This is a genomic window from Streptomyces sp. NPDC008086 (assembly GCF_042957325.1).
Taxonomy (GTDB): domain Bacteria; phylum Actinomycetota; class Actinomycetes; order Streptomycetales; family Streptomycetaceae; genus Streptomyces.
On the sequence record NZ_JBIBIA010000004.1, the window covers coordinates 484,839 to 508,230 of the forward strand.

Genomic DNA, 23,392 nt, shown 5'->3' on the forward strand with positions numbered 1-23,392 from the left:
AATTTCTTGCTTCGTTCGCCTCCGGGGCGCCACATGTCGGTGTCGAGAGACCGATCGTGCTCGACCCTTCGGGCCTCCGCGCGTTCGGTCTCTCGACACCGACGCGCCCCTACGGCTCTCTTCGCGGCCGGTGTCCGGCAGACAGCGCGGTTGGTGGGCACTTGCCCGGTGCCTCGGTGGGCGCTGCGGTCAGGTCAGGCAGTGGGCCAGGGGCTCTCCGCGGGCCCAGCGGGACACCTCGGCGGCGGCGATGCGGGCCGCCTTCTCCGCGACGGCGCGGGATGCTCCGCCCAGGTGGGGGGTGAGGACCACTCGGTCGGCCAGGGCGTGGAGGGGGGAGGTCGGGGGGAGGGGTTCCTGCACGTAGGTGTCCAGGGCGGCTGCCGAGAGGTGGCCGGTCTCCAGGGACTCGCAGAGGGCCTGCTCGTCGAGGAGGGGGCCGCGTGCCGCGTTCACCACCACCGAGCCCTTCGGCAGCAGGGCCAGTTCGCGGGCGCCGATCAGGCCGTGGGTCTCCGGCGTGAGGCGGGCGTGCAGGGTGATGACGTGGGACCTCTCAAGGAGTTCGTCGAGGGAGGGCACACGTAGGCCGTGGATCTCGCCTTGTACGTAGGGGTCGAAGACCATCACCCGTGCTCCGAAGGCGCAGAGGACGCGGGCGACCCTGCTGCCTACGGCGCCGTAGCCGATCAGGCCGACCGGCAGGTCCTCCAGTTCCAGGCCGCTGTGCTCGTAGGTGTAGTAGGTCGCCCCCTCCCAACTGGACCGGCGGGCGAGGAGGTCGTGGGCCTGGGGGATGCGGCGCAGGGCCGCCAGCATCAGGCCGATCGTGAACTCGGCGGTGGCGGCGGCGTTGCGGCCGGGGGCGTAGCAGACCCGGACGTCGTGTCGTTTGGCCGCGTCCAGGTTGACGTTCACGGGGCCGCCGCGGCAGACGACGACCAGTTTGAGGTCCGGGCAGGCTTCGAGGACGCGATCGGTGACCGGGCCCATCTGGGTGACCAGGACCTGGGCGCCGGTGAGTGCCTCGATCAGTTCGTCCTCGGCGTCGCTCGCCTCCGTCACCTCGGCCACCGGGCCGAAGGGGGTCAGGGGCCAGGAGAGCTTCAACTCGCGTGTTGTGCAGGGGAGTTCGTGGTCCAGTGCCTCCCTGATCAGCGACGGCAGGATGAAGTGGTCGCCCGCGGCCACCACGCGCACGCTGGTCCCGTTGGTCATCGCAGGGAGTCTCCTGTCTCGGCGTCGAAGACATGGGTGAGGTGGGGGTCGGCGGTGATGTGGACGAGGTCGTCGTGGGCGAGGCGGACCTCGGGGGCGGTGAGGACGACGAGGGGGGTGTCGACGCCGTCGAGGGTGAGGGTGGCGATGCCGGACTCCAGGAGGGGTTCGTGGGCGACCACGCGGGCGGGGAGGCCGGTGTCCTCGGTGGTGAGGGAGAGGTCCTCGGGGCGGATGCCGACCGTCAGTTCGCGGCCGGGTGGCACCGGTGTCGGGAGGGCGATGCGGGCCGTGGGGGAGAGGAGGGCGTGGCCGTCGGGTGTGGCGACGGCCGGGAGGAGGTTGATCGCGGGTTCGCCCACGAAGTCCGCGACGAAGGTGTTGGCGGGGCTGTCGTAGATCTCGTACGGGGTGCCCAGTTGTTGGATGACGCCGTCCTTCATCACGGCGATGCGGTCGGCGAGGGAGAGGGCCTCCTCCTGGTCGTGGGTGACCAGGATGGTGGTGTGGCCGAGGTCGCGTTGAATGCGCTTGAGTTCGCGGCGGGTGGTGTCGCGTTGGGCCGCGTCCAGGTGGGAGAGGGGCTCGTCGAGGAGGAGGACGTCCGGTTCGCGGATCAGGGCGCGGGCGAGGGAGACGCGTTGCTTCTGGCCGCTGGAGAGGCCGGCGGGGTGGGCGTCGAGAAGGGGGGTCAGGTCCACGCGGGCGGCGATGTCCTTGACCTTGCGGGCGACGTCGCCCCGGTCGGCTCGTTTGCGGGCCTTCAGGCCGAAGGCCAGGTTCTCGGCGATCGTGAGGGGTGGGTAGAGGGCGTAGTTCTCGAAGGCCACCCCGATGTTGCGCTGCTGGGCGGGGCGGGAGATGACCGAGGTGCCACCGACCAGGATGTCGCCGCCGGTCACCGTCTCCAGCCCGGCGATCATGCGCAGGGTCGTCGACTTGCCGCAGCCCGACGGGCCGAGCAGGCCGAGCAGCTCGCCGGAATGGAGGGTCAGGTCGATGCCGCGTACGGCGTCCACCGCCGGGCGGCCCCGGGCACGGTAGGTCTTGCGCAGATCACGTAGCTCCAGCTCGGTCATCGTCGCCCCTCGTCACACAGACCTCGTAGCGGACCTTGTGCTCGTCCAGGTCCCGCAGCGCCTCGGCCGACGCCCCGTCGTCCACGAGGAGCAGGTCGAAGCGGGAGAGGGGGGCCACCCGGTGCAGGGCGACCCTGGCGAGCTTGGTGTGGTCGATCAGGAGGATGTTGCGGGCGGCCGCGTCGAGCATGGCCCGCTTCACCGACACGATGTGCTGTTCCTGGTGGTAGGCGTAGCCCCCGCGCACGGCCGACGTGGAGGTGAAGCAGACGTCCACGCGCAGCTGCTCGATCGCCTCGACGCAGGACACGCCGAGGAAGGACGAGTGCAGTGGGTCGTAGTCGCCGCCGAGGGCCATCAGGTGGATGCCGCGCTGGTCGGAGAGGAGGTTGATCGCCTCCAGGAAGTTGGTGACGACCGTGAGCGGCGTCATCTCGCCCAGGCGCAGCCTGCGGGCTATCTCCAGAGTGGAGGTGGAGTCGTCCAGCATGATCGCCATGCCGGGCTCGATCAGTTTCAGGGCGCGGTCGGCCACGGCGGCCTTCTCCGCGCGCATGGTCTTCAGGCGGTACTGCACGTTCGACTCGAAGACGCCTGAGGGCTGGGCTGTCACCCCGCCTCTGAACTTGCGGACGATGCCCTGGCGTTCGAGCTCGTCGAGGTCGCGGTGGATGGTCATCAGGCTCACGCCGAAGCGTTCGGCGAGCTCGGCGGCCGTCGCCGTGCCGTCGGCGAGGACCCGCTCGGCCATGGCGGCCTGGCGGGCGGCGGGGCCCTGCGCGTTATTCATGGTCGATCCTTCGTCCTGGGCGCTCCGGCCGGTCGGCCTCGAACAGGAGCAGGTTCTCAGGCCGGACCGACAGACGTACCGGATCGTCGGGACGCAGGGCGCTCACCTCGCCGCGCGGGGCGACCAACGACACGTGCTGCTCGCCGAGACGGACGGTGACCTCCACCGAGCGGCCGAGCACCTCGGTGACGTAGACCGTGCCGGTGAGCCGGTGTCCGGGGCCCTCGCCGAGGGTGAGGTCGCGGGGGCGGACGCCGATCAGTACGTCGGTGCCGGGGGCGGCGGCGCCGCGGACCGGCAGCTCGACCTCGCCGTCCGCGGTGCGGAAGCCGCCGTCCGGAGCCACGGTCCCCGGCAGCAGGTTGATCCGGGGGCGGCCGAAGGCGCGCGCGACCTCCGTGTCGTGGGGGCGGTACCAGATCTCCTCCCGCGTCCCCGTCTGCACGATCCTCCCGTCCCGGATGACCCCGATCCGGTCGCCCAGCGCGAGAGCCTCGACGGAGTCATGGGTGACGTAGAGGGTCGTGGTGCGCTGTACGGCCCCGATCGCCTTCAGTTCCGCCCGCATCTGCTGGCGCAGCTTGGCGTCCAGGTGGGAGAGGGGCTCGTCCAGGAGGAAGGCGCGGGCCGGGCGGACCAGGACCCGGCCGAGGGCGACGCGCTGGCGTTGGCCGTTGGAGAGCTGGCCGACCGGACGGTCCAACAGGGCCGATATGCCGAGGAGTTCGGCGATCTCACCGATCCGCTGCCGGGCCCGGTCGGCGGGGAGGCGGTGGCGGGGGGAGCGGAGCGGGGAGGCGAGGTTGTCGTAGGCCGACTTGTGCGGGTAGAGGGCGTAGCTCTCGAAGCACATCGCGACGCCCCGGTCGTACGGTTCGACGCCCCGCATGTCCCGGCCGTCGAGCGTGACGGTGCCGGCGTCGGGGTGCTCGAGGCCGGCGACGGTCTTCAACGTCGTCGTCTTGCCGGCGCCCGACGGGCCGAGGAGGCAGAAGAACTCGCCCTCCCGGACGTCCAGTTCCAGGTCGTCGAGCGCGGTGACCCTGCCGTAGGTCTTGCGGATGCCGGACAGCCGGATCATGACTTCACCGCCCCGAACGACAGGCCCCGCACCAGGTACCGCTGGATGGTCAGGGCCAGCAGCAGCGGCGGTACGACGGAGATGAGCGCGGCGGCGGCCGTGAGGTTGTACTTGGGGCGGTCGCCGCCGAGGAAGGACAGGGCGCCGACGGTCACGGTCTGGGCCTCGTTGGAGGTCAGGATGAGGGGGAAGACGAAGTTGTTCCAGGCGAAGATGAACGCGAGGAGCGACACGGCCGCCACCCCGGGCTTCACCAGGGGGAGGGCCACCTTCACGAACGCCTGCTTGCGCGTGTAGCCGTCCAGCAGGGCCGCCTGCTCCAGTTCGGGGGTGAGGTCGGCGAAGTACGAGCGCATGATCCACACGATCAGGGGGAGCGTGACGAGCTGGAGCACCCAGACCATGCCGACGTACGTGTCGAACAGGCCGAGCTTCTGGTAGAGCACGAACAGCGGGATGATCACGGTGAGTTCGGGTGCGAACCGGAACGACAGCAGCGTGAACATCAGGTTCTCCGAGCCCTTGAACCGCCAGCGCGCCGAGGCGTACGCCGCCGGGAGTCCCACGAGCAGCGACAGGACGACCGCGCCCACCGACACCACGAGGCTGTTGACGAAGAACCGCACGAACGGGATGCCCTCGCTGTCGCCGAGGACCGTGCGGTAGCCGTCGAGGGTGGGGGAGAAGGAGAAGTAGGTGGAGAAGAGCTCGTTCGTCGGCTTCAGGGAGAGGATCACCATCCAGGCGATCGGGAAGAGCGCGAAGAGGAAGTAGAGGATGAGGGCGGCGTCCGCCAGCCAGCCCAACAGGCGTTTCCGCACGGTCATTTCGCCTCGGCCGCCTTCCGCTGGATCTTCCCCAGGTGCTTGACCAGCACCATCGCGGCGAGATACACGACGGCCCACAGGACGATCGTGTAGCTGATGCCGAACGAGTACCGCTGGAAGCGGATCGCCTCCAGGTAGGCCCGGATCTGCAGGACGACGGTCGAGTCGCCAGGGCCGCCCTCCGTCAGGGCGTAGATGATGTCGAACACCTTCAGCGAGTCCATGAAGCGGAAGATCACCGCGACGAGGACGTACGGCCACAGCATCGGCAGCGTGAGACGGCGGAAGGTGTACCACCAGCCCGCGCCGTCCACGGCCGCCGCCTCGAAGGGGGAGGTGGGCAGCGACCGCAGTCCGGCGAGGGCGAGGATCGCCACGAACGGCGTGTAGACCCACACGTCCACGGCGATCGACGACAGCAGGGCACCGGTCGGGGTGTCCGTCCACTGGACCCCGCCCAGTCCGAAGGGCCTGAGCAGGTGGTTCACGACCCCCACGGACGGCTGGAGCATCAGCTTCCAGATGATCGCCGCGATCACCGGCGCGATCATCAGCGGCAGGATGAGGATCTTCTCCAGGATCCGTCCGACGACCGTCGAGCGGTGCAGCAGCAGGGCGACGGTGACCCCGAGGACCGTCTCGACGGCGGCCGCCCCGACCGCGTACAGCACCGTCACCCATGCCGAGTTCCAGAACGCCTCCTGGGTGAAGACCGTCTGGTAGTTCTCGAACCGCACCATGTCCGGCTGCGGCTTGCTCGCCGAGAAGTCGAAGAGGGTGTAGTAGAGGCCCAGCCCGAAGGGGTACAGGATTCCGCAGGTCAGCAGCAGTGCGGGGACGATCAGGACGTACGGGCGCAGAGTGAGCCGCAGGGGCGCGCCGGTGTCGAGAGACCGAGCGCGCGGAGGCCCGGAGGGCTGAGCACGGTCGGGCTCTCGACACCGGCTGGAGCGCCCCGGAGGCGAACCAAAAAATGCAGTGAGCCGCCATCCCATGGGGCTAGCCCACCTTGTCGGCGAGGTCGCCCGCCAGGTCGTCGAGGACCGACTTGGCGCCGCTGCCGCCGTAGATCTCCTGGAGGGCGGAGGCCCAGCTGGTGGTCGCGTCGAAGAACTGGGCCTGCGGGGTGAACTGGATCTTCGTCTGGTCGACGACCGTCTCGAAGGTCTCGATGAAGCCGGGCAGATGCCTCATCTTGTCCTTGTAGGCGGAGTCGTCGGCGATCGACTTGCGCACCGGGTCGATGTGGTTGTGCGTGATCGCGCTCCTGAGCAGGTGCTCCTTGCCGGTCGCCCACTGCAGGAACAGCCAACTGGCGCTCTTCTTCTTGCTCTTGGCGTTCATGCCGAGCGACCAGATCCACATGTTGGTGGCGAGGGAGCCGTCCGGTCCCTTCGGGCCGGGATGGAAGGCGATCTTCCCGGAGGCGGGGCTCGCGCCCTCCACCGCCTGGAAGTAGGCCGCCGTGTCCGCGTCGAACAGCATCCCGGCCTTCCTCGCACCGAGGTCGCTGGAGCACTGGTACCAGGTGTACGACGTCCAGGACGGCGGCCCGCCCTGCTTGACCATGCCCGCCCAGTCCTCGGTGAAGGCGACGGCCTCCGGGGTGTTCATGGCGGGTGTGAGCTTCCCACCGGAGACTGTGAAGTCCTTCAGCCCGTTGCGGGCGTACATGGTCATGAACCCGGGGTGGATGGTCGCCCAGCTCCTCGATCCCCGTACGGCGATCCCGTACATGCCGTCGAAACCGGCGCCCGGCGCCTTCTCCTTGATGGCGCCGGCGATCTCGCGCAGCTCGTCGAAGGTCTCGGCGGGTTTGAGGCCGAGCTTCTTGAAGACGTCCGTGTTGTAGGCGACGACGTTGGTCTCCCACCCCCACGGCAGCGCGTACTGGCCGCCCTGGCCGAGCGGTGCGCCCGCCTTCAGGGACCACTGGTCGGCCTGGAGGAGGTTGGGGAAGAAGTCGCCCTGGTCCCATTCGGTGCCGGTGGCGGAGGCGTTGCGCATCCAGGGGCCGAGGTCCTCCAGCCAGCCGGGCGGGCCGTACTGCCAGACCATGTAGGCGCCCAGCATGAAGACGTCGTAGGAGGCGCGGCCGCTGGACAGGTCGACGGTGAGCTTGTCGAAGTAGTTGTCCTCGGGGAAGACGTCGTACTCGACCTTGATGCCGGTCTTCTCGGTGAACGCCTTCAGGTCGGCGATCAGGGCGTCCGTGTACGGGTGCTTGTTGAGCAGCGCCTTGACGGTCGTGCCCTTCTCCCGCTTCCAGTCGAAGGAGCCGGTGACGTCGTCCGCCGCCGAGCCGTCGCTCTTGCCGTCGTCGCCGCCGAACCCGGCACCGCAGGCCGCGAGCAGCGGGGTCGCGGCGGCCGCGGCGGTCAGGGCCAGGAAGCGGCGGCGGTCGTGCACATGCGTGTCCATCCGTGACCTCCACGTGGGGTTCGGCCATCCGGGGGTGCTGGTTAACACGGCGAGTCGACTCGTTAACAGAGGGTGGAACGGCGGAAGTTGGGCGTCAATCCCTCGCGCACGGGAAAATCTCGGTGCAGAGTGAGAAGTTAACGGCTCGGATCGCGATGAACGCCCCCAGAACAGGGAGGTCCGGATGGTGCACGAGCACGTCGACGGCGACGCCTGGCTCGGGATCGACCTGGGCACCCAGAGTGTCCGGGTCCTGCTGGTCACCGGGGACGGCACCGTCCTCGGCAGCGGCTCGGCGCCCCTTGGCGGGCGGCGGGACGGGGTGCGGCACGAACAGGATCCGGCCGAGTGGTGGGACGCGCTGTGCACGGCGTCGCGTGCCGCGCTGCGGGGGCGGCCGAAGGCACGGGTCGGCGGGCTCGCGGTGTGCGGGACGTCCGGGACCGTGCTGCTGACGGACGGGGCGGGGCGGCCGACGAGCCCCGCGCTGATGTACGACGACGGGCGGGCGACGGCCCACGCCGCGCGGGCGAGGATGGCGGGGCTCGTGGTGCAGGACAGCTGGGCGCTGCCCAAGGCGCTGTGGCTGACCGAGGAGTACGGGCCGGGACGGATCACCCACCAGCCGGACCTGGTCGTCTCCCTCCTCACCGGAGAGCTGCCCCCGGCCGACTCCAGTCACGCCCTGAAGACCGGCTACGACCTGGAGCGCGACGCCTGGCCGGCCATGCTGCCCCGGCTGGGCCTGCCCGAGGCCATGGTTCCCGACGTCGTACGCCCCGGCACCCGCCTCGGCGAGGTCTCCGTGACCGCCGCCGACGCCACCGGCATCCCCGCCGGCACCCCCGTCGTCGCCGGGATGACCGACGGCTGCGCGGCCCAGATCGCCTCCGCCGCGCTGCGCCCCGGCTCCTGGAACTCGGTGCTCGGCACCACGCTGGTCCTCAAGGGCGCGTCCCTCACGCCGGTCCGGGACCCGACCGGCGTGGTCTACAACCATCGGTCCCCGGACGGGAGTTGGCTGCCCGGTGGTGCCTCCAGTGTGGGCGCGGGGGTGCTCACGGCGGCGTTCGCGGGGGCCGACCCGGCGACGATGGACGAGCTGGCGGCGGCGTACGAGCCGGCGGGCGCGATCACGTACCCCTTGGTGTCACCCGGGGAACGCTTCCCCTTCCTGGCCCCCGAGGCGTTCGCGCTCGTCCTGGGCGAACCGGAGTCGGACGCCGACCTGTGGGCGGCCCTGCTCCAAGGCGTGGCCTTCACCGAACGCCTCTGCCTCGACTACCTGCACCACCTCGGCGCCCCCCTCGACGGCCCTCTCACCTTCACCGGCGGCGCCGCCCGCAGCCCGTACTGGAACCAGCTGCGCGCCGACATTCTGGGCCGCCCGGCCCGGGTTCCGCAGCAGACGGAACCGGCGCTGGGTATGGCGGCATTGGCGGCGTACGGCACGGGTGCGGCGGCCGGTCTGCCGGACGCCGCGGAATCCATGGTCCGCGTCGACGCGACCGTCGAACCCCGCCCTCACCACACCGCCCGCTTTGCCGAGCCCTACGCCCGCCTGCTCGACGAACTGACCACCCGGGGCTGGCTCCCCCCGCCGGTGGCGGCGCACGCGCGCGCCCGCCTCGACATGGATACTTCGGCCTCATGAACACACGTCCGCCGCGGTCCCCCGGCCCACGGGCTCGGGACCTCGGGCCCGGTGGCGGCTGCGGGTGCCTTGTGGCTGGTCGCGCCCACGCGGCGGAGCCGCACATCGATGCAGCCTCGCGCCCCTGGGGCGTCGCAGCACCGTCGGCCGTTCAGCCCGCGCGGCCGTCCGGCCCACCCAGCCTGCGGGCAGTCGTGCCGCTGGGTCGGCACGGGTGGGCGCAGGCGGCACCCCGCCAGCGCCGGGTTGCGCGACGCCCCGTCCCCAGCCCTCACCCCCGCCCTCCGAGCACCATTGGACCGCCCATGACCACAGCCACGACCCTCCTCCTCGCCCGCCACGGCCAGACCGTCTGGCACGCCGAGAACCGCTACGCCGGTATCAGCGACGTGCCCCTCACCGACACCGGCCGCGCCCAGGCCGAGGCGCTCGGCCGGTGGGTCGGCGCGCATCCGGTGGACGCCGTCTGGACGTCCACGCTCTCCCGGGCCGTGATCACCGCGGAGCCCGCCTGCAGAGCCCTCGGCATCACCCCGCACCGCGAACCCGACCTGCGCGAATGCGACTTCGGCGTGCTGGAGGGCCGTACGCTCGCGGAGTTCGAGGCCGAGAACCCCGGGGCCGCGGAGGCGTTCCGGGCCGACCCGGTGGCCCACCCGTTCCCGGGCGCGGAGGCCCCCTCGGCCGCCGCCGGCCGAGGCGCGGCCGCGCTGCGCCGCATCGCCGTCGCCCACCCCGGCGAGCGCGTCCTCGTCGTCGCCCACAACACTCTCCTCCGCCTGGTGCTGTGCACGCTGCTGTCGATCCCGCCGGGGGAGTACCGCAGAGTGTTCCCTCGGTTGCGCAACGCCGCGATCAGCGAACTCCTCGTGAAATCCGACGGATCCGCCGCACTTCTCTCCCTCAATGTGCCCTGCGAGCCCGACCCGGCGTAGCACCATGGGCACATGACGGAGATCGACACCTCGGTACCGCACTCGGCCCGCATCTGGAACTACTGGCTGGGCGGCAAGGACAACTACCCCGTGGACGAGGCGGCCGGCGACGCCTACACCGCCGTCTTCCCCGGCATCGTCACCATCGCCCGCAGCAGCCGCGCCTTCCTCGGCCGCAGCATCCGGTACCTGGTGACGGAGGCGGGCGTACGGCAGTTCCTCGACGTCGGCACGGGCCTGCCCACCGTCGACAACACCCACGAGGTCGCCCAGCGCCTCGCCCCCGAGTCGAAGATCGTCTACGTCGACAACGACCCGCTGGTGCTGGCACACGCCCGCGCCCTGCTCACCTCGACGCCCGAGGGCGTGACGGCGTACGAGGACCTGAGCGTCTACGAGCCGGAGAAGATCCTCTCGGCGGCGTCCCGGACGCTCGACCTGTCCCGGCCCACGGCCCTGATCCTCAGCGGCATCCTCGGCCACATCGCCGACTACGACCTGGCCCGCGACATCGTCCGCCGTCTGCTGGCCGGCCTGCCCTCCGGCAGCTACCTCTCCCTCAACGAGGGTTCCCGGGGCACCGACCCGGCCTACGAGCAGGCCCAGGACTCCTACAACGAGACCGGCGCGGTCCCGTACTTCCTGCGGCCCGTCGACCAGATCGCCGCCTACTTCGACGGCCTGGACCTGGTGGAACCGGGCCTCGTCTCCGTCCCGCTGTGGCACCCCGAGCCGGGCGACGAGGAGCCCCGGCCGATCGGCCAGCACGGCGCGCTGGGCCGCAAGCCCTGACATCCGCCCGCCGTCCCGGTACGCAGAAGCCCCCGCGAGTCACGTCCTCGCGGGGGCTTCCTTCATTCCGCCTGCCGTTCGTGAAGGGTGAGAAGACGATCACGAGGCAGGACGCGGGGTGCGCCGTTACGGCGCGAGCAGGAGGACGTCCGCACGGGACTTGGCGGCCTCGTAACGCCGGGCCACGTCCTGCCAGTTGACGACGGCCCACATGGCGTCGATGAAGTCGACCTTCTGGTTCTTGTACTGCAGGTAGAAGGCGTGCTCCCAGGCGTCGAAGACCAGGATCGGCGTGGCGCCCTGGCCGACGTTGCCCTGGTGGTCGTAGACCTGCTCGACGATCAGGCGCCCGCTGAGCGGCTCGTAGGCGAGGACGCCCCAGCCGGAGCCCTGGGTGGTGGCCGCGGCCTTGGTGAGCTGTGCCTTGAAGCCGGCGAACGACCCGAACGACTCGGTGATCGCGTCCGCCAGGTCGCCCACGCCGTCGGCCGCGAGCGGCTCGCCGCCGCCGTCACCGGTCATGTTCTGCCAGTAGATGCTGTGCAGGATGTGCCCGGAGAGGTGGAAGGCCAGGTTCTTCTCCAGGCCGTTGATCGACCCCCACTGCTCCTTGTCCCGGGCCTCCGCCAGCTGCTCCAGCGTGTCGTTGGCGCCCTTGACGTAGGCCGCGTGGTGCTTGTCGTGGTGCAGTTCGATGATCTCGGGGCTGATCACCGGCGCCAGCGCGGAGTAGTCGTACGGCAGTTCCGGGAGTGTGTAGACGGGCATGTAGGGTCCCCTCAGAAGCTTTTATTGCAAGTAGCTTGCAACAACAAGCTAACAGCAAAAGGCCCCCATGTGGATCACATGGGGGCCCTTTCGCCGTGAGAGCGGTGTCAGCTCCGGGCGCGCGCCCGCTGCCACGCGTAACCGGCGACCGCCAGGAACAGCGTCATCCCGCCCGTCGAGTACAGCTGCACCCGCGTGTCGGGTTCCCGCGCCATGAGGACGAAGATCGCCGCCATGCCGGCCAGCGCCACCCAGGTCAGTACGGGGAACGCCCACATCCGCACGACCAGCTTCTCCGGTGCCTCGCGCTCCAGGCGGCTGCGCAGCCGCAGCTGGGAGACGGCGATGAAGATCCAGACGACGAGGATGACCGCGCCGATCATGTTCAGCAGCCAGGGGAAGACGTCGTCCGGCCGCCAGTAGGACAGCACGACGCACCCGAAGCCGAAGACCGAGGAGGCGAGCACCGCGATCCGCGGGACGCCGCCCGACACCCGGCCCAGCGTCTTCGGGCCCTGGCCGCGCTGGACGAGGGAGTAGGCGATGCGCGAGGAGCCGTAGATGTTGGCGTTCATGGCGCTCAGCAGGGCGACCAGGACCACCACGTTCATCAGCTGGCCGGCGCCGGGGATGCCGAGGTGGTCGAGGGTGGCGACGTACGGGCCCTTCTCGACGACCTCCTTGGAGTCCCACGGGACGAGGGTGACGACGACCGCCATCGAGCCGATGTAGAAGAGGGCGATTCGCCACATGGCCGTGCGCACCGCGCTCGCCACGCCGCTGACCGGGTTCTCCGACTCGGCGGCCGCGATGGTGACCGTCTCCATGCCGCCGTAGGCGAAGACGGAGGCCAGCAGGCCGATGATCAGGCCCTCGGTGCCGTGCGGCAGGAAGCCGCCCGCGCCCGTGAGGTTCGCGGTGCCCGGGGCGTCCGTGCCCGGCAGGACGCCCGCGATGGCCAGCCCGCCCAGCACCAGGAACAGTCCGATCGCGCCGACCTTCAGCGCCGCGAACCAGAACTCGAACTCGCCGAAGTTCTTCACGGCCGCCAGGTTCGCGCCGCAGAAGACGACCATGAACAGCGCCACCCACGCCCACTCGGGCGTGTGCGGCAGCCAGGTCGTGACGATCTTCGCGGCGCCGATGCCCTCCAGGCCGACGGCCGTGCAGAGCAGCACCCAGAACGACCAGCCGGCGGTGAAGCCCGCCCACGGTCCGATCGCCCGCTCGGCGTGCGCGGAGAAGGAGCCGGAGGAGGGGTACGCGGCCGACATCTCGCCGAGCATCCGCATCACCAGCATCACGAGGAGGCCGGAGATCACATAGGCGACGACGATCGAGGGACCGGCGGCGGCGATACCGGCGCCGGAGCCGACGAAGAGACCCGCGCCGATGACGCCGCCGAGGGCGATCATCGACAGGTGACGCTGCTTGAGGCCGTGGGACAGGGAGACGTCGTCCGCCTGCGGGGGCGCCTGAGCGGTGGAGTGGGGCATGGGCGCGGCTCGTCCAATGCGTGAGAGGGCAAAAAACGCCCACAGTCTGGGCAGCCTCTCCGCCCAGAAGGAGAGACTGCCCACTATGCGGACACTCGCCGCACTGTAGGTGACGCGGCGACTACGCGGCGGCCGGAGTGACGGCCGGCGCGGCGACCGACGTGTAGTGCGAGGCGTCGCCCTCGATCGAGTAGCTCTCCTTGCCCTCGACGCCGACCGGCACGTCGCCCGCGACGGTCACCCGGTGCAGGCGGCGCGGCAGGCCGTCGTAGTTGTCGATGGCGTAGTGCTGGGTGATGCGGTTGTCGAAGACGACCAGCTGGTTCTCCGACCAGCGGTGCCGCAGCACGTTCTCCGGCCGGGTGACGTACGCCTGGAGGAGGTCGAGGATCTTGCGGGACTCGCCCGGGGAGAGGCCCACGATCCGCTGCGCGAAACCGCCGATGAACAGCCCACGCTCACCGGTCAGCGGGTGGACGCGGACCACCGGGTGGACCGTGCGGTACTTGATGGAGGTGAACTGGGCGCGTTGGGCGGCCTGTTCCTCGTCGATCTCCTCGTCCGGCACGGCGTAGTCGTAGTCGTTGGTGTGCTCCGCCCACAGCGTGTCCGCGAACTGCCGCAGCGTCTCGGGCAGACCGCGGTAGGCGGCCGCCGAGCTGGCGATCAGGGTCTCGCCGCCGTACGGCGGGATCGTGATGCTGCGCAGGCTGGTGGCCTGCGGGGGGTTGAGGACGAACGTGACGTCGGTGTGCCAGTGGTTGGCGGCGCGACCGCGCTCGCTGTCGACGGGCAGGACGTTCGGGACGCCGGCGACGGAGGAGACCGTCGGATGAGCGGCGGTGACGTCGCCGAAGTGCCGGACGAAGGCCTGCTGCGTCTCGTCGTCGAGGTTCACGTCGTCGAAGACGAGGGCCTTGTGCGTGTTGAGGGCCTCGCGCAGGGCGCCGTAGGTCTCCTCGTCGAGCGGCTGGGAGATGTCGACGCCGGAGACGCGGGCGCCGATGCTCGCGGTGATCTTGCTGATCTCGATGGACATGGGTGAGGCCTTTCCGGTGGTGATGGTTCGGATCGATGGCGGCGAGTTCGGGTCAGATGGTGGTGGGTTCGGGTCGGGCGGTGGCGAGTTCGCATCGACGGCGGCGAGTTCAGCTCGACGGGTGCGAGTTCGGGTCGGGCGGTGGCGAGTTCGGGGCGACGGTCGTGGGTTCGGGTTGGGCGGTGGCGAGGTCGGGTCGGGGGGTGGTGGGTTCGGGGCGACGGTGGTGGGTTCGGGGCGACGGTCGTGGGTTCGGGTTGGGCGGTGGCGAGGTCGGGTCGGGGGGTGGTGGGTTCGGGGCGACGGTGGTGAGTTCGGCTCGACGGTCGTGGGTCCGGGGCGGGCGGTGGCGAGGTCGGATCGGGCGGTGGTGGGTTCGGGTCGACGGTCGCGAGGTCGGATCGGGTGGTGCGAGTTCGGGGTCAGATGGCGCGAGCTCGGGGTCAGACGGTGGCGAGGTCGGGGCTGGTGTGCTGGTTGGCGGGGCGCGGAAGGCCGTAGCGCTCGCGCAGGGTCGTGCGTGGGCCGTACTCGGTGCGGAGCAGCCCGCGGGCGCGCAGGATCGGGACGACGTGGTCGACGAAGGCGTCGAGGCCGGAGGGCAGGACCGGCGGCATGATGTTGAAGCCGTCGGCGGCGCCCTGGATGAACCAGGTCTCGATGGCGTCGGCGACCTGCTCGGGCGTACCGGCGAAGGTGAGATGACCGCGCCCGCCGCCGAGCCGCCCGATCAGCTGCCGCACGGTGAGCCGCTCGCGCCGGGCCAGCTCCACCACGAGCGTGTAGCGGCTCTTGGCGCCCTCGATGGCGTCCTCGGGCGGCAGGTCGACCGGGAGCTGGGCATCCAACTCCAGGGCCCCGGAGGGGAGTTGCAGAAGTCTCTCCAGCCGGTCCACGCCGTGCGTGTACACGATGTGGTCCTCCAGGGTCTGCTCCAGCGCCCGCGCCTCGGCCTCCGTCGAGCCGATCACCGGGACGATGCCGGGCAGCACCTTGATGTGCTCGGGGTCGCGGCCGGCCGCGACCGTACGGCCCTTGAGGTCGGCGTAGAAGGCCCGCGCGTCCTCGATCGTCTGCTGCGCGGTGAACACCGCCTCCGCGTACCGGGCGGCGAACGCCTTGCCGTCCTCGCTCGACCCGGCCTGCACGAGCAGCGGGTAGCCCTGCGGTGTGCGCGGGACGTTGAGGGCGCCGTCGACGCTGAAGTACGTCCCCTGGTGCCGGGGCGGATGGATCTTGGCGTCGTCGCCCCACACGCCGGCCGCCTTGTCGCCGACGATCGCGTCGTCCTCCCAGCTGTCCCAGAGCTTCAGGGCGACGTCCAGGAACTCGGCGGCCCGGGCGTACCGCTCGGCGTGCGCCGGCTCGGCGTCCAGACCGAAGTTCCGGGCGGCCTCGGCACCGGCGGTGGTGACGATGTTCCAGCCCGCCCGGCCGCCGCTGATGATGTCCAGCGAGGCGAACTTCCGGGCCAGGTTGTAGGGCGAGTTGTAGGAGGTGGACGCGGTCGCGATCAGCCCGATGTGCTCGGTGGCGGTGGCCAGCGCGGTGAGCAGCGTGAGCGGCTCCAGAGCACCGGCGGGGCGCTGCGCGAGGTTGCTCCACAGCTGCGGGCCGTCGGCGAGGAAGAGGGAGTCGAAGGCACCGCGCTCGGCGACGCGGGCCAGATTGACGTAGTGCTCCAGCGACACATGCGCGTACGGGTCGCTCTCGGGGAGCCGCCATGAGGCCTCGTGGTGGCCGGTGTTCATGAGGAAGGCGTTGAGGTGGAGTTGGCGGGGCATGGGAGTCCTTCGCTGCTGTGTCGTCAGCCTGTCCGGCGTTTGAGGACGGGGGCCGAAGGGGCTGTGTTTTCAGCCCGTCCGGCGTTTGAGGACGAGGCCCAAGGGGCCGATGGGGGTCCAGGGGGCGGAGCCCCCTGGCGGGGTGGAAGGGGCGGAGCCCCTTGAAGGGATGGGACGGGTAGGGGCGGCGGGGGCGAAAACCCGCTTGAGCCCACGGCAACCGACGCTCACCTCACGTCCTCGGTCACCCCCAGCGCCGCAAGCAGCCGCGACCGGTACTCGCCGCGCGCACCCGCATCGCGATCGATGGTCAGATCGACCCCGATCCGCCCCCGCTCCAGCACCAGCACCCGGTCCGCCAGCACGATGGCCTCGTCCACGTCATGCGTAACCAGCAGCACCGACGGCCGATGCCGCTCCCACAGCTCCCGCAGCAGGTTGTGCATCCTGATCCGGGTCAACGCGTCCAACGCCCCGAACGGCTCGTCGGCCAGCAGGAGCTCGGGCTCCCGAACCAGCGAGCGGGCAAGGGCGGCACGCTGCGCCTCACCCCCGGACAGCTCGCTCGGCCAGGCACGCTCACGGCCCTTCAGCCCGACCTCTTCGAGCGCCTCACGCCCCTTGCGTTCCGCGTCCTTGCCGTCCAGCCCGAGGAGGACGTTGTCCAGAACCCGCCGCCAGGGCAGCAGTCGCGAGTCCTGGAACACCACGGACACCCGTTCCGGCGCGCTGAGCCGCCCGCTGCCGGTCACCCGGTGGTCGAGCCCCGCGACGGCCCGCAGCAGCGTGCTCTTGCCGGACCCGCTGTGCCCGAGCAGGGCGGTGAACTGCCCGGCCGGCAGGTCGAGGTCGATGCCGTCGAGGACCGTCCGGCCGTCGAAGGAGCGGGTCAGCCCCCGCAGCCGGACGGCAGGACGGGTCAGCTGCTCAGTGTGCGGCGCCACGACAGCACCCTCCGTTCGATGATGCGGACCGTGCTGTCGGAGATCAGGCCGAAGATGCCGTAGACGACGAGGCCGACGAGGATGACATCCGTCTGGCCGTAGTTCTGCGCCTGGAACATCATGTAGCCGAGCCCGCTGGTGGCGTTGATCTGCTCCAGCACCACCAGGCCCAGCCAGGAGCCGGTCACCCCGAGCCGCAGCCCGACGAAGAAGCCGGGCAGCGCCCCGGGGATGACGATCTGCCGGATGAACTGGAGCCGGTTCAGCCCCTGCACCTCGGCGAGTTCGACGAAACGGCTGTCGATGCCGGACAGCGCGGCGTGGGTGTTGAGGTAGATCGGGATGTAGACGACGATGGCGATGATCGCGATCTTGAAGGTCTCGCCGATGCCCAGCCACAGGATGAACAGCGGGATCAGACCGAGGGTCGGGATCGCCCGGTTGAGGTTCACCGTCCCGTCGATCAGCGCCTCCCCGGTCCGGGTGAGCCCGGACGCCAGCGCGAGCGCGATCCCGGCGGCGAGCCCCAGGACGAACCCGGTGCCGGCGCGCTGCAGCGAGGTCAGGATGTCGTCGGGCAGCGTCCCGTCGGTCCACAGGTGGACGCCGGACTCCACCACCGTCCACGGCGCGGGGATCGCGCCGGGATCCAGCGCCCCGGCGGCCGACGCCACGGCCCACAGCACGACGAGGAGCGCGGGACCGACGAGCCGGGCGGCCGGGACCCGCTTGCCGGGGGAGAGCGAGCGGCGCCGGCGGACGCGATGGTCCGGATCCGGCTCCGCGAGGGGCGGTGCGGTCGTCACGGTCGTGGTGGTCATGGCCGTCACCTCCGGTATTCCGCGGGTACGGACTTCGCGGCGATGCCCTCGAAGCGGTGGTCGAAGAGCTCACCGACGTCGAACTTCTTCACGAACCCGCCCTCGGCGAGCAGATCGGCGGTCTCCTGCTCCCACTGGATGGCCTCGTCCCAGCTCGGCGGGAACAGCGGCTTGTTGGCGAGCTCGGTGATGGCCTCGGCCTGGGTGAGGGTCAGGTTCTGCGTCTTGACGTAGAACTCCCGGTTCCAGACGTCCGGGTGCTCGTACGTCCACACCTGGCTCCTGGCCCAGAACGGGATGTACGCGGCGATGGCGGCGGCCTTCGCGGAGTCGTTCAGCACCGACACCGGCGCCCACAGCAGGTTGAGCAGGTCGACCACGTCGGTGGTGATGACCCGGGCTCCCTTGCCCTCGTACTGCTTGAGATAGGCGGGCGCCTGGCTGTTGCCGAGCGGGGCGATGTCGACCTGGCCGGACTGCAGGGCGGTGAGGAACTGGTTGCTGGTCAGCGGGACCAGCTCCACCTCGTCGTACTTCAGCCCGGCCTTCTTCAGCGCCCGCAGCAGCACCACGCCCTGCGCCTGGCCCTGCGAGAACGCGAGCCGCCTGCCCTTGAAGTCCCCGACCGACCGGATGTCGCTGCCCGGCTTGGTGGCGAAGAGGTAGTTGGGCCTGCGGGTGATGTTGATCGCCACGATCTTCGCGTCGAAGCCCTGGTAGTACGCCTGGATCGGCGGGATCCCGGCGTTGTTGGCGACGTCCAGGGACTCGGCCCGGAAGGCGTTGATGACATCGGGTCCGGCACCGATGTTCAGCCAATTGCCCACCTTGAAGGGCGGATCACCCAACCTGGCGAGTCTGATCTGGAGTTGCTGTGCGTTCTGGTACGAGGCGATCTTCAGGCTGGTCCCGGCGGGGACCTTGGTGGCGAGCGGGGCGGTCGAGGCGCCCTCGCCGCCGGCGGCCGCGCTGGTGTCGGCGCAACCGGTGAGGCCGGTGAGTCCGGCGGCGGTGACGCCGACCAGGGAGGTGAGGAAGAGCCGTCGGTCGACACCGGGCACAGGAGACGTGGGCATGGGAGTACTCCGAGTTCGGAAGGAAAGAAGGCATGCGGAATTCCGGGCAGGCGAAGCCGGAGAAGGGGAATTCAGGCAGCAGGAAATGAGCGCTTCACACGCGGAAACGTGTCAGCAACAGTGGGTGCGACAGCTCACGAAAGGGCTCATGAGCAGGATGTTCCTGGTCATCGGCAGTCCCTGTCAATATTCCGAGTTTCTGAATTAAATAGCCTCAGGTGACGCGCCCAGCGGATCCCGGTAGAGCACGTCCAACGCCACCGATCCGCCCGCCACGGCAAGGACGGAATCCGCGAAACTCGTCGGCACCACCGCTGCCGCCCGCCGTGTCCCGACGGCCTTCCGCAGCGCGCCGAGGCAGTCCTCGCGGCTCAGCACGCCGATCTCGGTGACGACGACGGTCTCCGGGTTGAGCACGTCGAGCAGCAGCCCGACCGCCCGCCCGGTCATCCGCGCCCGCTCCCTCAGGAGCCGGGCCGCAACCGGGTTGCCGCCCGCCGCGGCGCGCACGACATGCGTCGGGTTCGTCCCGTCGACGACCCCGGCCTCCCGCGCCCGCCGGCACAACGTCCGTTCGCTCAGCTCCACTTGGAGGCAGCCGACCCGCCCGCAGTCGCAGGTCTCGGTGCCGCCCGGCACCGGCAGATGGGCGATCGCGCCGGCCTGCGAGCGCGGCCCGTGATGCACCTCGTCGTGCGTGGCGAACGCCGCGTCCACCACGTTGCCGACGAACAGATGCAGCACGCTCCCGCTGCCCCGCGCCCGCCCGAACAGCCGCTCCGCGTTCACCAACGCCCGCGCGTGCCCGTCCACATGGACCCGCAGCCCGGTGTGCGCGCCGAGCACCTCGCGCACCGGCACCTCGCGCCAGCCCAGCAGCGGGTGTTCGACGACGGTCCCGGAGTCCCGGTCCACCCAGCCGCCCGCGGCGAACCCGACGCCGAGCGGCCGGCTGCCCGGCGCCTCGTCCAGCAGCGCGGCGAGCCCGTCGGCGGCGCGGGCGAGGACGCCGTACGGACCGTACGGATCCGTGGCCCCCGAGTGCTTCAACTCCCGCTCGGCGACGACCCGTCCGCGCAGATCGAGCAGCGCCACCGTGGTGTGGGGGACCGCCACATGTACGCCGCCCACGACGAACCGTGAGTCGTCCAGGTCGACGGGCACATGGGGCCGTCCCACACCGCCCGACTGCCGGGGCGCGGCGGCCTCGCGGATGAGACCGCGGGCGGTGAAGCGGGCACAGTAGTCGGTCACCGAGGCCGGAGACAGCCCGGTCAGCCGGGCGATGGTGCTGCGCGCGACCGGCCCGTGCTCCAGGACGGATCGCAGGACGACGCTAGCACTGGTCCGGCGCCGGTCACGGTCGGCGACACGGGGAATCGGAGACGAAGGGGATGAAGGAGAAGGAGAAGGAGAAGAAAAGGTGGGTGCCGCGGTACGGGGCATGGGGAACTTCCTCGGGAGCCGGTCCGACACTGCGCCGTCTGGGACGGGCGAGCCGGGACCGGAACACCGGAGACCGACTCACCCCGGACGGCGACAGGCGGCCGCGCCCACGCGTCGCAGGTCGACGTGGCGACGCGACGAGAAGTTCCGGGACTGGGCGACCATGCGCTCGAAGCTAGCAAACAGGCCACCCGCTGCCCAGACGGCGACCGACGGGCGAGACAGCCCCTCCGTCCCCGCCCCAACCGATTGGTGAATCCCTACAGTCGGCCCCCGCCCCGGTCATGTGAGGTGAACGTCCCTGCCTCAGTGACCGGCATCACCCCGCACCCGGTGTAACCCCCACCCTTTGTCCGGAGCCCACCAATCCCACGAACCGCCCTTTGTCGACCACTGACGGTGAGGGACCGAAACCCTCTGGGATAGCGTCACAAGGTCCCGTACCGCCCTCACCCTCGCGGAGTCCCCATGAGCACCGCCGCTGCCGCCCCCGCCCGCCCCGGGCAGGTCCTCGCCGACCTGATCCCGGCCTCCCGACTCCGTGACATCGCGCTCGTCGTCGGCGGCGCCGCGCTCACCGGCCTCGCGGCCCAGATCTCGGTGCCCGTGCCGGGCTCCCCGGTGCCGGTGACCGGCCAGACCCTCGCGGTCCTGCTGGTCGGCACGGCCCTCGGCGCCGGCCGCGGCTTCCTCTCCCTCGCCCTGTACGCCCTCGCGGGCATCGCGGGCGTGCCGTGGTTCGCGGACGGTACCTCCGGCGCCGCCGCCCCGTCCTTCGGCTACATCCTCGGCATGATCCTCGCCTCCACGGTCGTCGGCGCCCTGGCCCGCCGCGGCGCCGACCGCACCGCGCTGCGCACCGCGGGCGCCATGCTGCTGGGTGAGGCGATCATCTACGCCGTCGGCGTCCCCTACCTGGCCCTCGCCACCGGCATGTCCGCGACCGCGGCCATCGCGGCCGGCCTCACCCCGTTCCTCATCGGCGACGCCCTGAAGGCGGCCCTGGCGATGGGCGCCCTGCCCACCACCTGGAAGTTGCTCAACCGCTGACGCCGTAGCTTTCGCCCAAGAGGTTCGCCGGGTCGTACCGCGACTTGATCCCGGCGAGCCTCTTCCGCGTCCCGGCGTCGTACAGCCCGACGCGGGTCGAGACGACGACCCCACCGTCGACCGGCCCGGGAACCCCAAGGCCCGTGGCTTTCACGCCGACGGTCAGTCGCCGCTCGGCCGCGTACGTACCGCGGCCGTCACGTCGGCGGTCCCGCAGGAGGGGACGACGAGGTCCGGCCGCTGCGCGAAGCCGGTCTGGAACCCGGCGAGTTCGTCGTCGTGGCCGGGGCCGCCGGGGCGGAGAAGGGGCAGGTCGGTGAGGTGTCGCGGGAAGGTCATGGCACAAAGACTGGCCGGATAACCTGACAACTGCGTCAGGTTATCCGGCCGATCTGTTCTCGTCGGGCCCCGCCTCAGTCGGCGGCGTGCCTCCTGGGCCGCCGCAACTGCGACCACCACAGCCCGGCCGCCCCGACCGCGATCAGCGTGCCGCCGGCCGCGCCCAGCGGCAGGACGTCACGGCCGAGGCCGGTCTTTGGTAGTTCGTCGGCGCCCGGCGCGACCGGCTTGTTGTCGGTGCCGAGGAGCAGCGGGGTGGCCGGGGCGTCGGGCGACGGATTCGTCGTACCGAACGGCACCGGGCCCTGCTGCCAGTACGTCTTCTTGCCGTCCCCGCTCTGGACGGGGAGGCATATCTTTCCGGTCTTGCCCAGGTCGTACGTGGCCTCGACGGCGTACGACTTCGACTCACCGGCCGGGAGATTGTCGACGGCACAGGCGAAACCGCTGTTCGAGCCTTCCGGGAGACTTCCCGCGGCGATAGCTGAACAGCCCTCCACATTCTTGACCGTGAGGCCGTCGAAACCGACGACCAAAAGCTGGATCTTTCCGCTGTCCTTGGTCCCTTCGTTCTTCACCGTCGCGGTGATGTCGGTCTCCCGCGAACTGTTGTCCACCGAGATTTTTTCGGGCAGCAGAGTCGTCAGTTCCACCCCTGCCGGCGCCTCGTCGATGACCTTTCCCCCCTTGCTGCTGCCAGGTCCCTGGTCGTCCGCGCCGGCAGTGGTGGAAAGGATCAGCACTGCCGAGAAAGATGTCGCGACCAGCGATCCCGCGATGGTCGTCGTGCGACGAGAACTCATGTTCGTCCCCCTTGCCTGCGCCTGAATTCGCAGTACTTGAAGAGCTACCACAAGATTTCTCCGCACTATGCTGATACGGCTGGAAGTGTGACCATTGTGTTTCAATGGCGGATGTCCGATGCGGCGTAGTGGGGGGTGCAGCGGATTGCCGGGAAACGTGGGAAACATGGGAATCCCAGGGAACGGCGGGGTTCCGGGTTCACTGGTGACGGGCCGATACCGACTGGTCGAAAGCATCGGCCAGGGGGGAATGGGGCGCGTGTGGCGAGCGGTCGACGAAATTCTCGACCGATTGGTCGCCGTCAAGGAAATGCGCATCGACGGCCTCGACCCCGAGGACACACGCACCCGCCGTGAACGCACCCTGCGCGAGGCGCGGGCGACGGCACGGATCGACCACCCCAACGTCGTCCGGGTCTACGACGTCGTCGACGAGGGCGAACGCCTGTGGATCGTCATGGAGTTGGTGGCCGGCCGCTCCCTGGAACGCATCATGGCGGAGGAGGGCCCGCTGGGCCCGTGCGAGACGGCCCGGATCGGCATCGGCCTGGTCGCGGCACTGCGCCAGGTACACGCCCGGGGCGTCCTCCACCGGGACATCAAGCCGGGCAACGTCCTCGTCGAGACCGAGGTGACCCGGACGCGCGGGCGCGGCCGGGTCGTCCTGACGGACTTCGGCATCGCGGCGATCCAGGACGCCAAGGCCCTGACCATGGTCGGCATGCTGGTCGGCTCCCCCGACTACATGGCCCCCGAGCGCATCTCCGGCCGCCCCCAGGGCCCACCGTCCGACATCTGGTCCCTAGGCGCCACCCTGAGCGCGGCCCTCGCCGGCCACTCCCCCTTCTCCCGCGACACCACCCTGGCAACCCTGCACGCGGTCCTCTACGAGGAACCCGAACTCCCACCCACCGCGGGCCCCTTGCGAGCCATACTCACCGCCCTCCTACAGAAGGACCCCACCCACCGCCCCGGCCTGGACGCCCTGGAGACCGCCCTGCACCCGGTGGCCTTCCCGGCGCCTACGCC

The 23,392-nt window shown here is 70.5% G+C and carries 21 protein-coding genes and 1 pseudogene; 5 read left to right on the forward strand and 17 right to left on the reverse strand.

Features of this window, described 5'->3' with window-relative positions:
* Positions 1 to 189: 189 nt before the first annotated feature.
* The 7 genes from ACFZBP_RS16445 to ACFZBP_RS16475 are packed head-to-tail and all read right to left on the reverse strand — an operon-like array spanning position 190 to position 7,416.
* Positions 190 to 1,218, reverse strand: a complete 1,029-nt coding sequence (locus ACFZBP_RS16445) for an NAD(P)-dependent oxidoreductase (protein ID WP_391413681.1) — start codon at positions 1,216 to 1,218, stop codon at positions 190 to 192.
* On the reverse strand, positions 1,215 to 2,297 hold the full coding sequence (locus tag ACFZBP_RS16450) for an ATP-binding cassette domain-containing protein (RefSeq protein WP_391413683.1): 1,083 nt from the start codon (positions 2,295 to 2,297) through the stop codon (positions 1,215 to 1,217). Before ACFZBP_RS16450 ends, ACFZBP_RS16445 begins: the two co-directional genes overlap by 4 nt.
* Complete coding sequence (locus ACFZBP_RS16455) at positions 2,275 to 3,087, reverse strand: DeoR family transcriptional regulator (protein WP_391413686.1); 813 nt, start codon at positions 3,085 to 3,087, stop codon at positions 2,275 to 2,277. The genes ACFZBP_RS16450 and ACFZBP_RS16455 overlap by 23 nt, the downstream gene beginning before the upstream one ends.
* The gene (locus ACFZBP_RS16460; RefSeq protein WP_383451271.1) at positions 3,080 to 4,168 is read right to left on the reverse strand and encodes an ABC transporter ATP-binding protein; all 1,089 of its coding nucleotides are present in this window, start codon (positions 4,166 to 4,168) and stop codon (positions 3,080 to 3,082) included. The genes ACFZBP_RS16455 and ACFZBP_RS16460 overlap by 8 nt, the downstream gene beginning before the upstream one ends.
* The gene (locus tag ACFZBP_RS16465; RefSeq protein ID WP_383451268.1) at positions 4,165 to 4,995 is read right to left on the reverse strand and encodes a carbohydrate ABC transporter permease; all 831 of its coding nucleotides are present in this window, start codon (positions 4,993 to 4,995) and stop codon (positions 4,165 to 4,167) included. The genes ACFZBP_RS16460 and ACFZBP_RS16465 overlap by 4 nt, the downstream gene beginning before the upstream one ends.
* Complete coding sequence (locus ACFZBP_RS16470) at positions 4,992 to 5,990, reverse strand: ABC transporter permease subunit (protein ID WP_391413689.1); 999 nt, start codon at positions 5,988 to 5,990, stop codon at positions 4,992 to 4,994. Before ACFZBP_RS16470 ends, ACFZBP_RS16465 begins: the two co-directional genes overlap by 4 nt.
* 4 nt (positions 5,991 to 5,994) lie before the next feature.
* Positions 5,995 to 7,416, reverse strand: coding sequence for an ABC transporter substrate-binding protein (locus ACFZBP_RS16475; RefSeq protein WP_383451262.1), 1,422 nt, complete (start codon positions 7,414 to 7,416; stop codon positions 5,995 to 5,997).
* A gap of 184 nt (positions 7,417 to 7,600) precedes the next feature.
* Here ACFZBP_RS16475 and ACFZBP_RS16480 point away from each other — a divergent pair, with 184 nt between their 5' ends.
* The 3 genes from ACFZBP_RS16480 to ACFZBP_RS16490 all read left to right on the forward strand — a co-directional run bounded on the left by ACFZBP_RS16480 (position 7,601) and on the right by ACFZBP_RS16490 (position 10,797).
* On the forward strand, positions 7,601 to 9,070 hold the full coding sequence (locus tag ACFZBP_RS16480) for an FGGY-family carbohydrate kinase (protein WP_391413691.1): 1,470 nt from the start codon (positions 7,601 to 7,603) through the stop codon (positions 9,068 to 9,070).
* A 305-nt stretch (positions 9,071 to 9,375) separates the two neighbouring features.
* On the forward strand, positions 9,376 to 10,005 hold the full coding sequence (locus ACFZBP_RS16485) for a histidine phosphatase family protein (protein WP_383451257.1): 630 nt from the start codon (positions 9,376 to 9,378) through the stop codon (positions 10,003 to 10,005).
* A 12-nt stretch (positions 10,006 to 10,017) separates the two neighbouring features.
* A complete protein-coding gene (locus tag ACFZBP_RS16490) occupies positions 10,018 to 10,797 on the forward strand; it encodes an SAM-dependent methyltransferase (protein ID WP_383451254.1) in 780 nt (259 codons plus the stop codon).
* A 126-nt stretch (positions 10,798 to 10,923) separates the two neighbouring features.
* On the opposite strand, the gene ACFZBP_RS16495 is transcribed toward ACFZBP_RS16490, so the two are convergent.
* The 8 genes from ACFZBP_RS16495 to ACFZBP_RS16530 all read right to left on the reverse strand — a co-directional run bounded on the left by ACFZBP_RS16495 (position 10,924) and on the right by ACFZBP_RS16530 (position 20,171).
* A complete protein-coding gene (locus ACFZBP_RS16495) occupies positions 10,924 to 11,565 on the reverse strand; it encodes a superoxide dismutase (protein ID WP_383451250.1) in 642 nt (213 codons plus the stop codon).
* A 107-nt stretch (positions 11,566 to 11,672) separates the two neighbouring features.
* The gene (locus tag ACFZBP_RS16500) at positions 11,673 to 13,061 is read right to left on the reverse strand and encodes an amino acid permease (RefSeq protein WP_391413695.1); all 1,389 of its coding nucleotides are present in this window, start codon (positions 13,059 to 13,061) and stop codon (positions 11,673 to 11,675) included.
* A 121-nt stretch (positions 13,062 to 13,182) separates the two neighbouring features.
* Positions 13,183 to 14,100 (reverse strand): TauD/TfdA family dioxygenase, encoded by a 918-nt coding sequence (locus ACFZBP_RS16505; RefSeq protein ID WP_391413697.1) that lies wholly within the window; start codon positions 14,098 to 14,100, stop codon positions 13,183 to 13,185.
* Between the two features lie 443 nt (positions 14,101 to 14,543).
* Complete coding sequence (locus tag ACFZBP_RS16510; RefSeq protein WP_391413699.1) at positions 14,544 to 15,884, reverse strand: NtaA/DmoA family FMN-dependent monooxygenase; 1,341 nt, start codon at positions 15,882 to 15,884, stop codon at positions 14,544 to 14,546.
* 227 nt (positions 15,885 to 16,111) lie between these two features.
* Entirely contained in the window at positions 16,112 to 16,828 is a 717-nt protein-coding gene (locus ACFZBP_RS16515; protein ID WP_383451240.1) for an ABC transporter ATP-binding protein, read from the reverse strand.
* Positions 16,804 to 17,649 (reverse strand): ABC transporter permease, encoded by an 846-nt coding sequence (locus ACFZBP_RS16520; protein WP_383451237.1) that lies wholly within the window; start codon positions 17,647 to 17,649, stop codon positions 16,804 to 16,806. Before ACFZBP_RS16520 ends, ACFZBP_RS16515 begins: the two co-directional genes overlap by 25 nt.
* Before the next feature lie 5 nt (positions 17,650 to 17,654).
* Positions 17,655 to 18,725 (reverse strand): ABC transporter substrate-binding protein, encoded by a 1,071-nt coding sequence (locus ACFZBP_RS16525; protein WP_383451234.1) that lies wholly within the window; start codon positions 18,723 to 18,725, stop codon positions 17,655 to 17,657.
* 204 nt (positions 18,726 to 18,929) lie between these two features.
* Positions 18,930 to 20,171, reverse strand: coding sequence for an ROK family protein (locus tag ACFZBP_RS16530; protein ID WP_391413703.1), 1,242 nt, complete (start codon positions 20,169 to 20,171; stop codon positions 18,930 to 18,932).
* Between the two features lie 468 nt (positions 20,172 to 20,639).
* On the opposite strand from ACFZBP_RS16530, the gene ACFZBP_RS16535 reads away from it, so the two are divergent.
* The gene (locus tag ACFZBP_RS16535; protein ID WP_383451230.1) at positions 20,640 to 21,221 is read left to right on the forward strand and encodes a biotin transporter BioY; all 582 of its coding nucleotides are present in this window, start codon (positions 20,640 to 20,642) and stop codon (positions 21,219 to 21,221) included.
* Positions 21,222 to 21,383: 162 nt separating this feature from the next.
* Here ACFZBP_RS16535 and ACFZBP_RS16540 read toward each other — a convergent pair whose 3' ends face one another.
* Together ACFZBP_RS16540 and ACFZBP_RS16545 are read right to left on the reverse strand one after the other, a co-directional pair.
* On the reverse strand, positions 21,384 to 21,560 hold the full coding sequence (locus tag ACFZBP_RS16540) for a hypothetical protein (RefSeq protein ID WP_391413705.1): 177 nt from the start codon (positions 21,558 to 21,560) through the stop codon (positions 21,384 to 21,386).
* A 74-nt stretch (positions 21,561 to 21,634) separates the two neighbouring features.
* Positions 21,635 to 22,363 carry a hypothetical protein gene (locus ACFZBP_RS16545; RefSeq protein ID WP_391413707.1) on the reverse strand — a complete coding sequence of 243 codons (729 nt, stop codon included), beginning with the start codon at positions 22,361 to 22,363 and terminating at the stop codon, positions 21,635 to 21,637.
* 250 nt (positions 22,364 to 22,613) lie between these two features.
* On the opposite strand from ACFZBP_RS16545, the pseudogene ACFZBP_RS16550 reads away from it, so the two are divergent.
* Positions 22,614 to 23,387: pseudogene (locus tag ACFZBP_RS16550) on the forward strand (serine/threonine-protein kinase); the annotation flags it as partial.
* Between the last annotated feature and the right edge of the window lie 5 nt (positions 23,388 to 23,392).